At 62.6% G+C, this 12,063-nt stretch carries 11 protein-coding genes; 10 read left to right on the forward strand and 1 reads right to left on the reverse strand.

What is annotated here, in order from left to right; all coding sequences use genetic code 11:
* The first annotated feature begins 1,084 nt into the window (after nucleotides 1-1,084).
* The 4 genes from ACFFDA_RS09245 (at nucleotide 1,085) to ACFFDA_RS09260 (ending at nucleotide 5,533) form a co-directional block, all read left to right on the forward strand.
* Nucleotides 1,085-2,005: a recombinase family protein gene (locus tag ACFFDA_RS09245; protein WP_404478396.1), complete on the forward strand. Its 921-nt coding sequence runs from the start codon at nucleotides 1,085-1,087 to the stop codon at nucleotides 2,003-2,005.
* A 74-nt stretch (nucleotides 2,006-2,079) separates the two neighbouring features.
* A complete protein-coding gene (locus ACFFDA_RS09250) occupies nucleotides 2,080-2,475 on the forward strand; it encodes a ribonuclease E inhibitor RraB (protein ID WP_404478397.1) in 396 nt (131 codons plus the stop codon).
* Between the two features lie 75 nt (nucleotides 2,476-2,550).
* Nucleotides 2,551-3,981 carry an IS1182 family transposase gene (locus ACFFDA_RS09255; RefSeq protein ID WP_404477461.1) on the forward strand — a complete coding sequence of 477 codons (1,431 nt, stop codon included), beginning with the start codon at nucleotides 2,551-2,553 and terminating at the stop codon, nucleotides 3,979-3,981.
* Between the two features lie 178 nt (nucleotides 3,982-4,159).
* Nucleotides 4,160-5,533: a transposase gene (locus tag ACFFDA_RS09260; RefSeq protein WP_404478398.1), complete on the forward strand. Its 1,374-nt coding sequence runs from the start codon at nucleotides 4,160-4,162 to the stop codon at nucleotides 5,531-5,533.
* A 519-nt stretch (nucleotides 5,534-6,052) separates the two neighbouring features.
* Here the strand turns inward: ACFFDA_RS09260 and ACFFDA_RS09265 are convergent.
* Complete coding sequence (locus ACFFDA_RS09265) at nucleotides 6,053-6,706, reverse strand: FadR/GntR family transcriptional regulator (RefSeq protein ID WP_404478399.1); 654 nt, start codon at nucleotides 6,704-6,706, stop codon at nucleotides 6,053-6,055.
* A gap of 204 nt (nucleotides 6,707-6,910) precedes the next feature.
* On the opposite strand from ACFFDA_RS09265, the gene ACFFDA_RS09270 reads away from it, so the two are divergent.
* The 6 genes from ACFFDA_RS09270 to ACFFDA_RS09295 all read left to right on the forward strand — a co-directional run bounded on the left by ACFFDA_RS09270 (nucleotide 6,911) and on the right by ACFFDA_RS09295 (nucleotide 12,057).
* Nucleotides 6,911-7,789: a fumarylacetoacetate hydrolase family protein gene (locus tag ACFFDA_RS09270; protein ID WP_404478400.1), complete on the forward strand. Its 879-nt coding sequence runs from the start codon at nucleotides 6,911-6,913 to the stop codon at nucleotides 7,787-7,789.
* Nucleotides 7,790-7,792: 3 nt separating this feature from the next.
* Nucleotides 7,793-8,560: an alpha/beta fold hydrolase gene (locus ACFFDA_RS09275; protein ID WP_404478401.1), complete on the forward strand. Its 768-nt coding sequence runs from the start codon at nucleotides 7,793-7,795 to the stop codon at nucleotides 8,558-8,560.
* Nucleotides 8,561-8,569: 9 nt separating this feature from the next.
* On the forward strand, nucleotides 8,570-8,953 hold the full coding sequence (locus tag ACFFDA_RS09280) for a DUF1636 family protein (protein WP_404478402.1): 384 nt from the start codon (nucleotides 8,570-8,572) through the stop codon (nucleotides 8,951-8,953).
* A gap of 59 nt (nucleotides 8,954-9,012) precedes the next feature.
* Nucleotides 9,013-10,290: an amidohydrolase family protein gene (locus tag ACFFDA_RS09285; RefSeq protein ID WP_404478403.1), complete on the forward strand. Its 1,278-nt coding sequence runs from the start codon at nucleotides 9,013-9,015 to the stop codon at nucleotides 10,288-10,290.
* 156 nt (nucleotides 10,291-10,446) lie between these two features.
* On the forward strand, nucleotides 10,447-11,226 hold the full coding sequence (locus ACFFDA_RS09290; protein WP_404478404.1) for a transporter: 780 nt from the start codon (nucleotides 10,447-10,449) through the stop codon (nucleotides 11,224-11,226).
* Between the two features lie 93 nt (nucleotides 11,227-11,319).
* Nucleotides 11,320-12,057 (forward strand): sulfite exporter TauE/SafE family protein, encoded by a 738-nt coding sequence (locus ACFFDA_RS09295; RefSeq protein WP_404478776.1) that lies wholly within the window; start codon nucleotides 11,320-11,322, stop codon nucleotides 12,055-12,057.
* The last annotated feature ends 6 nt before the right edge of the window (nucleotides 12,058-12,063 follow it).

Consider the following 12,063-nt stretch of genomic DNA (forward strand, 5'->3'; position numbering starts at 1 on the left):
CTTCCCAGGTCTGACTTGATGGCATGATCGAACCCCGTAGCGTTCGGCAACCGAGAACTCCACATGGATGCCCTTTGAAGACGCCGGAACTGACGATGACCTGACACCTCCATTGCGACGTGCCATTCGCCCGCATGAATGTGGTATTGATCTCGCCGCTTGCTGGGATATCACAGCGACCTTGGCCATCTCCGAGCGATGACCCAGGTATTGCGCCGCGTGGAGTGCGAATAGCGAAGGGGCTAGCGTTCCGCGAGGGTCTATCCTGCCGACAGGGCGAACACGAACCGGGAGGACCTCGCGGCTGACCGCGTGGGAGCGATGTTCTCCTTCGAAGAGAGGAGGGTCTTTTGTGCGGACAGGGATGGCGTCGTGTCGGAAGGCGTGTGCGCGCGCAAATCATCGGGCAACTTTCGCGATCCGTTACAGCACTGCGCGCTCCCCGCGCTTATACATTCGGCGATAAGTCAGTCGGAGGCTGGCCGCATCCACCGGTGATGGCATTCCGCGTCTTTGGGCATCGGTGCTAGCATATCGCGATGCGGGCTATCGTCCCGATGTCAGCTGACGCATCGTGCATGCTGGCCCCATGCTGTACCCTCGACATGCCAAAAAAGGGCGGTAATCTGCGCTTTTCCCCGTGATGATAAGCTAAACCCATATCGATATACATCGTCTTGGACGCTATTAATACGGACATGTGATAATTGCACTTATTGCAGAACCATATCGCACGGGTTAGGTAGCTCCAAACCGGCTGTCGGTTTCAGGATACGACCGGACTCTCCGTCACCGCTGATTTTTGGGCAGCTGCTCTGGAAGAATACGGCCGGATTCCGGGAAGAATACCGTCGGACACTTGCACCCTTCGCCGCAGAGTTCCGGCGTTTTCAGCGACCCTACCTAACCGTATCCGCAGGCTGCGACGGGACGGGGCAGGGGCCTTTCTGAACGTCTGAATGCCTGGCTCAAATGGATGGGTGTTAGAGGCCCGATCCGCTCTGGGGCGATGGTCATCGGCCGCCAAAGCACTTATCATACGGGGGCAACCGAACGGTTGCTCCCGTTATATGGATTGTGAAAAATGACTTTGATTGGCTACGCCCGCGTATCCACCGATGAACAGGACACGGCGGCGCAGCTGGATGAGCTGCGGCGGGCAGGCTGCGTGACGATCCTGGAGGACCGGGCTAGCGGTGGAAGCCGGAGCCGGCCGAGCTTGGTTCGAGCGCTCGCCGCCGTGGGGCAGGGGGATACGTTGGTGGTCGTCCGCATCGACCGGCTCGCACGCTCGCTTTCGCATTTGCTCGAGATCGTGGACACGCTGCGGGCCAAGGGCGCCTATTTTCGCTCGATCAACGATCCGATCGATACGGGCAGCCCCCAGGGGATGCTGATGACGCAGATGCTGGGCGCTTTTGCAGAGTTCGAGCGCGCGCTGATCCGAGAGCGCACGCGCGCCGGCCTTAAGGCGGCGGTGGCAAGGGGCGCCAAACCCGGAAACCCCAAGATGCGTGCTCGGGATCCCGGAGCCATTGACGACCTGCGGCACACTTTGAAGGCGCGTCATCTCCATGAGCTGATCGACGGACGGTCTCGCTGGCTCCCTCTCGTCCAGAGACTGCGGCCCGCATTGCCTTGGGCATTAGTGCTGCGCCATGTTCGGGCAGTCAGGCCGCCGGTCCGGACATTTACCGAACGCACGCTCGTGAAGGCATGCCGAACGTTGGTCGAGGCCGGCTATGCCAGTCCTGAAATCCTGCAACCCGCTCCGCGGCTTTCGCCAGACAGCCGGGTGGCGCTTCTCGTTGCCGACAGGGTCAAAACCGATCCGGAAGCGACCCTGGCCGAGATCGCCGCGTGGCTGAGCAAGGATTTACGGGAACCGACGCCGCGAGGAGGGATGACCTGGTCACCTGAAGGCGTTCGGCGCGTCATTGCGCGGGCTCGCGGCCTCGGCCTACTGCTCGCTCAGCCGAAAAACGCCATGAATGGCCATGATTGAGATCTATCGCGCCGGGAGCGGTCTTTCCGGACACGCCCCATTGCAGTCATTCCATCGACCTGTAATCAAGCAGCATGAACTCGATGCTTTTCCTCATGCTTGCTGAGATCATGACCGTGCGATCTGTACCGATTGACGCGGTTCGCATCGAGGCAGAAGAGGCAGCCGACGCCGATGTGCTGCGTTCTCTTCATGAAAATGGTGATGTGCCCAGCATCTCCCGTCCTGTGGACGTTCGCTTCGTGGGCGGCGCTGCGGAAATTGGTAGGTTGCAGAACGCGGTAGGCGCTTTGGGATGGCGTATCCTTCAGCGGGTACCCCTCGATGGTGGCCAAGAAGCTCTCGACGTGCAGCGAGATCAGACAACGGACAGGGCGGCGATACTAATGCTGACGAAAGCGGCGCTGAGTCTCGAAGCGCAGTTTGCGGTGAGATACGATGGCTGGGGCACCGTCGCCACTAAGCGGTAAACGTCCGCTTCCCACCGAGGCTGTGTGAAAACGCGGTGATCTGCTATGTTTTATGCCTGTTTGGGAAGGCGTGAGATGGGGCGTTTCATCGAGGGTTGTGATCGGCGGGAGGTTCAGCTTCTGCCGGACTGCATTGACGATTACGTTGCCGAGGACAGCCAGGTTCGGGTGATCGACGTGTTCGTCGACGAGCTGGACTTGTCAGCGCTAGGCTTTGGCGATGCGGCGGCGACAGGCCGTCCGGGGTACCATCCGGCAACGATGCTCAAGCTCTACCTCTATGGCTATCTCAACCAGGTGCAGTCGAGCCGCCGGCTTGAACGCGAGGCTGGACGCAATCTGGAGCTGATGTGGCTGACAGGCAAGCTGGCGCCCGACTTCAAGACAATCGCAGACTTCCGCCGCAACAGCGGCGAGGCGATCCGGGCGAGTTGCCACCGGTTCGTGGTGTTGTGCCGCGAGCTGGGGCTGATCGCTGGCGGCACCGTGGCGGTGGACGGCAGCCGGTTCAAGGCGGTGAACACGCGCGACAGGAACTTCACCCCTGGAGCAATCCGACGGCGGATGGAGCAGATCGAGGCGAGCATCGAGCGTTATCTCGGCCTGCTCGACACTGCTGACCGGCAGGAGGACGTGGTGGCGCAGGTCCGCACCAAGCGACTTGGCGAACGGCTCGAGGCGCTACGTCGCCAGATGCGCGAGCTTCAGGAGATGGAGCGTGTGGTGGCGGACGCACCTGACCGTCAGATCTCGCTGACCGACCCGGATGCACGGGCGATGGCAAGTGCCGGGAAGGGAACGGGGCTGGTCGGCTACAACCTCCAGGCGGCGGTCGATGCCGACAGTCACATGATCGTGGCGCATGAGGTGACAAATGTCGGTCATGACCGCTCGCAACTGGCGAACATGGGCCGCAAGGCACGCGCGGCGATCGGATCGAACGAACTGACCGTACTTGCCGACCGCGGCTACTTCTCAGGCGTCGAGGTGCTGGCCTGCGAGGAAGAAGGCATTACCGCGATCTGTCCCAGGCCGCTTACCTCCGGAGCCAAGGCTGACGGACGGTTCGGCAAGCAGGACTTCCGCTACGAGCAGGCCACAGACAGCTATCGCTGCCCTGCGGGAGAAACGCTCCCCCGCCGCTTTACCACAGTCGAACATGGCCTGCGGCTCCATGCCTACTGGTCCAGTCATTGCGGCGTTTGCACGATCAAGCCGCAATGCACGACCGGCAAGGAACGGCGGATCAAGCGGTGGGAGCACGAACACGTGATCGAGACGATGCAGGCAAGGCTCGAGCGCATGCCCGACGCCATGCGCGTCCGACGACGAACCGTCGAACACGTGTTCGGCACAATCAAGGACTGGATGGGAAGAAGCCACTTCAAGACCCGGACCCTGGAGAAGGTCGGAACTGAAATGAGCCTCCACGTCCTCGCCTATAACATGAAGCGCGCGATCAACATGCTCGGCGCCCCGAGGATGATCGCGGCGATGAAAGGCTGAGCCGAAGGAGCCACCACGCGCCTGCTACTTCAAAAACAGACAACGCGTTTTCACACAGCCTCCACCCAAAATTGCCGATCAGCGAAGTTCCGGATACGCCCGATGCTGTTGAAAAAGTTGGTCTTGCGCTCGCGGTGAGCGTCTGATTCAGCATCTGGATGCTGAAGGATGCCAAGCGATGATGGGCGAGCGCCGAGTCGCGCAGGAGACCTTGTTCTACGACTTCAGCCTGGATCGGTACGTCCCTGCCGATCATCTGCTTCGGGCGATCGACCGGTTCGTGGACTTGTCGGCCATGCGTGAGCACCTGCAGGGTTTCTACAGCGCGATCGGTCGCCCCTCGATCGATCCTGAGCTGATGCTGCGGATGCTGATCGTGGGGTACTGCTTCGGCATCAGGTCGGAGCGCCGGCTGTGCGAGGAGGTACATCTCAATCTGGCTTACCGCTGGTTCTGCCGCCTGGATCTCGAGGGCGACGTGCCGGATCACTCGACCTTCTCGAAGAACCGCCATGGCCGGTTTCGCGAGAGTGATCTGTTCCGCCAGCTGTTCGAAGCCACCGTGCGGCGCTGCATCGAAGAAGGACTGGTCGGAGGCGACGGCTTCGCTGTCGATGCCAGCTTGATCCGGGCCGAAGCCAATCGGCAAATCTATGTCGAGGGCACGCAGGGCCTACCCGCCGATCAGCCAAGGCGGGCCGTTGAGGAGTACCTCGCCGTTCTCGATGATGCAGTCTTCGGCGGGGCAACTCCGGTCGAGCCCAAGCGCGTCTCGCCTGTCGATCCAGCGGCCCGCTATACTGCGGCGCACGGCGGGCGCGCCGATTTCTGCTACTCCACCAACTACCTGATCGACGTCGACAACGCGGTGATCGTGGATGTCGAGGCGAGTACGGCGGTGCGCCAGGCGGAGGTTACCGCCGCCAAGCGGATGATCGAGCGGGCGGCAGACCACCATGGCCTATGGCCGCGCAAGCTGATCGGCGACACCGGCTACGGCTCTGCCGGCATGCTCGCCTGGCTCGTGCACGAGCGTGGCATCGAGCCGCACGTGCCCGTCTTCGGCAAGTCTGCCAGGAGCGATGGTGCGTTCGAGCGCAGCGACTTCACGTTCGATCACGAGGATGACAGCTACACCTGCCCGGCCGGCAAGCGCCTGCGTCCACGCAACCGCAACTTTGCCTCGCCACGACCAGAGGCCGACAAGGACGGCTTCATCCGCTACCGAGCCCGGCAGCAGGACTGCAGCGGTTGCGCTCTCAAGCCGCGATGCACGCCCATCCTGCCGTCTCGCAAGGTGACCCGGTCGATCCACGAAGGCGCACGCGATCTGGCTCGGACCCTGTCGCAAGAAGACGAATGGATCGCCTCGCGCCGCGAGCGCAAGAAGGTCGAGATGCTGTTTGCTCACCTGAAGCGGATTATGCGGCTCGACCGGCTGCGATTACGCGGACCAAACGGTGCCCGGGATGAATTCCACCTCGCTGCCGCCGCCCAGAACCTGCGCAAGCTCGCCAAGATCAGCCTCGCCGGGCAGCCGGCGATGACATGAGGTCCGGCATCTGCGCTGGTCCGCTTCAATCAGCAACAACCGTATCGACCAAAAAGCGACTTTTCCAACGGCATCGGGACAATGATGTCGGACATGTTTACTCCCCGGATTCGCTTCACCGGGATAACGCTCGGATACCAGATCGGCGCGGCGCTGGTTAGCGGTACGGCGCCGATGGCCGCGACGCTCCTTCTCCGCATGAATGGCGGGAACTGGCGGTTCGTCACGCTTTACACAATCGGCTCTGCGGCGGTGTCCTTTGGGGCAGTCATCGGCTGGCTGAGGTTCGCCCATGCCACTCCGCCGCGAAGGCCTGTCGCTTCCAACTAGGTGCATTCGGCCGAGACAGGGCGTGGTGAGCGCCATGGTTCTTGATCTGCCCCCACCGATTGTACCGATTGGAGTGTTAGTCATAGTCTCTGGGCCACTCAGTGGGGGCAGATCATTTTGCCTGATGACAAAGGCGATCGTCGCCTCTCGAAGTATTACGGTCTTACTTTCGCATTTGCCGCGAACGCCTCAATATCCGACGAGTGACAAACGCACGGCTAGCAGATGCGCTTTGATCAGATCGGCAGCTTTGGCTGCGTCGCGTTCGCCCAGCGCTTCCACGATGCCCCGGTGCTGATGCTGGTAGGTCTCGCGCCGGTCAGGAGTGACCGTGCGCTCCTTCAGTTTCATCCATTCGGGCTGATGGCGAGCCATGTTGATCGCTTCGTACAATCCGGACAGCAGTTCGTTCTTCGCCGAGGCGATGATCACTTCGTGCAGCTTTCCGTCCCAGATCTCGAATTCGGGAACGTTCGGCGCGGCCTCCGCGCGGTCGAGGCATTCACGCATCAGCGCTATGTCCGCCGACGATGCCCTGGTTGCGGATAGCGAGGCGGCCCATGGCTCAAGCACGAGTCGCACTTCCATGACTTCGGCAGGGCTGGCGCCGATCACCCGGTCGAGCAAAGCCTGCGCGTCGGAGACGGGTCGCGTCTGGACATCGGCGACGAAGGATCCCCGGCCGATGTGGCGCACGATCTTGCCCTGGTCCTCAAGCGCCTTGAGGCCTTTGCGCAAGGTATTGCGCGCAACGCCGAACTCTTCCTCAAGTTCGCGTTCGGTCGGAAGCCGGAAACCCGCCTGCCATGTACCGTCGGCGATACGGCTCTCGATGCGGCCCACGATCTGCGACACCGCCTCAGCGGCGCGGGCTCTCACATGGCTAGGTGCGACAGGTAAGACGTGATCCATTCGTGATCCAATACGGCAGTTCCGCCATTAAATCAAGATACCATTCCTAAACCACTTGACGAAATATCCGAATCGCGAGCATATTGGTTCACGAGGTCAAGCTGATTGGCTCATTATTGGTTTAGGAGAGAGTGCATGAAGTTCGCAACCCTCACTGTCGAAGGACAGGAGATCGTCGCTGCCATTTCGCCCGATGCGGACCACTACTGGCCGCTTGAGGAATTGGTGGGGCGACCCATTGCAACCATGGTCGACCTGATCCGCGCCTATGACGAGGTGAAGGCTCAGCTCAAGCCCAACGGCGGCGCACGCAGCCTTGCCGGGGTCAAGATCAACGCGCCGATCCTGCCGCTGCGCAACATCATGTGCGTCGGCAAGAACTACTTCGCGCATGCCCACGAGTTCACCAAGAGCGGTTTCGACAGCTCGGCCAAGGACATGAGCGAGGCGATCCCGGCCGCGCCCATCATCTTCACCAAGGCTCCCGAGACGGTGATCGGCACTGGCGACGACATGCGCTATCCCACCGGCCTGTCGGACAGCATCGACTACGAAGCGGAACTGGGCGTCGTCATAGGCAAGGCTGGGCGCGGTATTTCCAAGGCCGACGCGCTGGATCACGTGTTCGGCTACACCATCATCAATGACATGACCGCACGTGACCTGCAGTCGAAGCACAAGCAGTGGTTCATCGGCAAGTCGCTCGACACTTTCTGCCCGATGGGCCCGTGGCTTGTCAGTGCGGATGAAGTGGACGTGACGAACCTCGACCTCAAGTGCTGGGTCAACGGCGAGCTGCGCCAGGATGCCAACACCGCTGACCTGATCTTCGACGTGCCCACGCTCATCGAGACGCTTTCGGCCGGGCTTACCCTGCAGCCGGGCGACGTCATCGCCACCGGCACGCCTGCCGGCGTCGGCATCGGCTTCGAGCCACCCAAGTACCTGGCTCGCGGCGACGAAGTAGCAATCGAGATCTCCGGTCTTGGTCGTCTATCGAACGTGCTGGTCTGAGCGATGGCTGGCATTTTCATCGAAAGCACCGGCGCGGGCGAGCCGATCCTGTTCATCCATGGCCTTGGAGGAACGAGCAACGTGTTCGCCCCGCAGGTGGGGGTTCTCTCCCGGTTCTTCGCCTGCCACCGGTTCGATCTTCCCGGCGCCGGGCTTTCGCCCTCGTCGGGCGAGAACACCATCGAAGCGCTGGTCGATGCGACGATCGGCGTCATGGACACGCTCGCGCTTTCGGGCCCGGTCCATGTCGTCGCCCACTCGATGGGTACCGTGGTCGCCCAGCATCTCGCCCTCAAGGTCCCCGACCGGGTCGCAAGCCTGTCGTTGATCGGTCCGGTCCACGCTCCCGGCGACCCAGGTCGCGCGGCGATCAGGGACCGGGCCGCCAAAGTCCGGGCCGATGGCATGGCGTCTATCGCCGACGCGATCGTCACTGGTGGTACGTCGCTCGAAACCCGCGCGGCCCGGCCCGAGGTCGCGGCTTTCGTGCGCGAGATCATCATGCGCCAGGATGCCGAAGGCTATGCGCGGCACTGCGAGGCGCTTGCGGGCGCTCAAGCAGCCGATGTTGCGCGGATCGAAGTCCCGGTGCTGTTGGTCACGGGTGACGAAGATAATACCTCGCCGGCACCCGCCTCCACGGCGCTTACGGCGAAATTTCCCGATGCGGACCTGGTCATCCTGGGACGCACGGGACACTGGACGACGTTCGAACGCGCAGGGGAGGTGAGCGATGCCATCGTCAACTTCCTCTTTTCCCAGCAGCTGTGATGCGAGCCGGTGGCCTCCTTTGTCCCGCCACCGGCATGGCTGAAGGTTTGCACCACCTGCGATCGCTATGCCCCTGTCCAGGGGGGCATAGGCGATCGGCTGGCCGACGCGCTGGAACGCGCGTCGCAGGAAATGGCCGCTGGAGGGCGTTTGTCCTTCAGGCGGGTGCCGTGTCTCTCCGGATGCAAGCAGCCGGGAAATATCGCGCTTGGCGCCTCCGCCAAGGTCAAGATGAGGATCAATCGAGTCACGGCCGAGGACGCCGCAGACCTGATACGCCTCGCAGAACTCTACGCGGCGTCGCCCACGGGCGACGTCCCTGAAGAAGACTGGCCGCCGGCGCTCCAGGGGCATCTGGCGACTTTCATCAAACCCCGCCCTACAAGCGGATAACGCGCAGCGAATACTCCGACGGAAAAGATCGGAAATTCAGCGCCCAAGGAGAAGATGCAGTGGCTACCACGCTGTTCAAGAATGTCCGGGTGCTCGATAGCACCGGAGAGAAGCCTTACGCTGGCGACGTGCTGATCGACGGCAATCGCATTGCCAAGGTCGAGCGCAATCTCAACGTCATCACCGGCGAAAACCATCGTGTCATCGAAGGGCATGGCATGACGCTGATGTCCGGCCTGTGCGATGCACACACGCATTTCAGCTGGATCGACCAACCCACGCTCGATGCGATCGGCATGCTGCCGGTCGAGGAGCATATCCTAGAAGCGGCTCGCTCGGCGGCCACGTATCTCGACATGGGCTATACCATGTGCATGGGGGCGGCCGCTGCCAAGCCGCGTCTCGATGTCGTGATCCGCAACTACATCAACGCCGGAAAGATCCCCGGACCGCGCTATTACGCGGCCAGCACTGAGATCGCCACCATCGGGGGCCTCGGCGACCTCAATCCCAGCCATGTCGCGGCCTATACCTTCGTCGAGGTCATCAACGGCCCGATGGAAATGCGGCGTGCGGTCCGCAAGTTCCTCAAGGAGGGCGTCGACAACATCAAGCTGAACCTGTCGGGCGAGAACATCACCGGCATGGAAGCGGAGCGCACGCCCATGGCCGACGACGAGGTCTACGAGGCCGTGACCGAGGCCCGCCGCAAGCCGGGCACGCGCATCTGCGCGCATGCCCGCTCGAACGAGAGCGTTTTGCAGTGCCTCAAGTACGGCATCGACATGATCTATCACGCCAGCTTCGTCAGCGACGAGACGATCGAGTTGTTGGCAGCCGCGCGCGACAAGCACTTCGTCGGGCCCGGCGTCGCCTGGCTCTACCAGACTTGCTACAATGCCTCCGACTGGGGCGTGACCCCCGAAGTCGCACTCGCGATGGATTATCCGCGCGAGCTCGAGGCGTGCATCGCGGGCGTCAAGAAGATGAAGGCGGCCGGCGTGCGGCTGGTGCCCGGCGGCGACTACGGCTTCGCCTGGACCCCGCATGGCACGTACGCCAAGGACCTGGAATACTTCGTGGATCTGTTCGGCTTCACGCCGATGGAAGCGATCATCTCGGCAACGGCGCTGGGCGGCGAAGTCATGAAGATGGGTCACGAGCTGGGCCAGGTGAGGGACGGTTTCCTCGCCGACCTCATCCTCGTCGACGGCGATCCGTTGGCCGACATCACCATCCTCCAGGATCGCACGCGCATCATGTCGGTGATGAAGGACGGCGTGTTCCACCGCGAGCCTGGCGTTCCGGCGGTGAGCCGCCTCGCACTGGCGAGCTGAAGATCCGGCCGGCAGCGCCGCTGCCGGCCATCCACACGTCGAAACAATGGCCTTGGCCTGCGGGAGCGACCCGCAGGTCCTGGAAACACGCGCGCTGACAACAGCGCCATCAATGGGAGAGAAACTATGCCTGGAATGCGATGGAAAGCTGCGGCCGTGACCGCTGCAATGCTGGCTTCGCTCGGAACGGCCCACGCGGATTCGGTCAACCAGCCCGGATTCACGCTCGGGTTTCCTGTCTATGCGGATCTGCCCGAAGGATTGTACCTGGCCATGATCCCGGAAACCGGTGTGCGTGATGGGGATCCTGACGTCACGCTTTCCGCGCTGACGCCCTTCTTCTTCTACCAGTCGCCGCTGAAGATCGCCGGGGCCCGCATCGCGCCGGTGTTCTCGCCGATCTACCTCGACGTGAAGGTCAAGAACGGCCCGCGCACCTCGGGCTTCTACAATACTTACGGCGGTGTCCAGGCGACCTGGCAACTGGGCGGAGGGTGGGGCGCGGGCGCCCGCGTAGGCGCGTTCATCGAGCAGGACGGGAAGCTCGCCAAGCACTTCACCACGCTCGACACGCGGTTTGGCGCGACCTATCTCAAGAACGGCACGCATTTCACCGCCAATTTCAACTACGGCCGGCCGCTCGAAGGCAAGGTCAAGACCGCCCCCGACTACATGAACCTGGACGTTACGTATTCACGCCATGCCGGCCCGGTGGAATATGGCGCGGTCGCGTTCGGCTCGACCGATCTCAATCGCCCGTTCGACGGCTACGCCAAGCAGCGGCAGGTCGCGGTAGGGCCTTTGCTCGGCTACGATTTCAAGAGCGGAATCTCGGTGCAGCTTCGTGCTACCGCCGACGTCTACCAGCGCAATTACGGCGGGAGCGACAAGCGTATCTGGTCCACCATCGCGATTCCTCTATTCATGGCGAAGTAGGTTTTCAAGCGCCGCCACCTGCGGTGCTGTTCGCAGCATCGCGGGAGACAAGTTCGACTTGAGAGAGAGGAGGGTCCCCTGGATCCCGCCCATATTGCACCGCTGCTCGGTGCCGGATTGTGGGCGGGAGCCCAGAATGCCCTGGCTGGCGGCGGCTCGTTCATCACCATTCCGGCCTTGATGCTGGCAGGTCTGGACGCCCGGTCCGCCAATATCACGTCGTCGGTGGCGCTTTATCCCGGACAAGTCGCCACCGGGGTTTCGGGGCGGTCGATGGTCGCGGGGACGTCCACCCTGTCGTTCCGGGCTATGGCCGTCATCGGCCTGATCGGTGGCGCGCTGGGCTCGGCATTGCTGCTGCTGACGCCGGGAGCAACGTTCGAGGGCTTGTTGCCCTGGCTGGTGCTGTTCGCAACGGCCATGTTCGGCTGGTCGGCTTTCGGCCGCGCGCAAACCAAGACCCCGCGTCAACCGGTCGCGCGGTGGGTCGCGATCGTGCTCCAGGGCACGATCTCCGTGTATGGTGGCTACTTCGGGGGAGGGCTTGGCTTTCTCATGGTCGCATCGCTCAGCCTGGTGGGGCTGACGGCCCGTGCCGCATCCGCGAACAAGAATGCGCTGGCGGCCGTGATAAACACCAGTTCGCTGATCGTCTTCCTGTTCTCGCCCGGCCTCGTCTGGGTTCCGGCGCTGCTGCTGGCGGCAGGCGCGGTGGCGGGCGGTGTCGCTGGTAGCTGGATGCTGCGACGCGTGCCGGAGCGGGCCTTGCGCATCGTGGTCATGTGCATCGGGATGGTCTTGACGATCGCGCTCTTCATTCGCGCATACTGAACATCT

It is taken from the genome of Novosphingobium sp. BL-52-GroH (assembly GCF_044813085.1).
In the GTDB taxonomy this organism is placed as follows: Bacteria; Pseudomonadota; Alphaproteobacteria; order Sphingomonadales; family Sphingomonadaceae; genus Novosphingobium.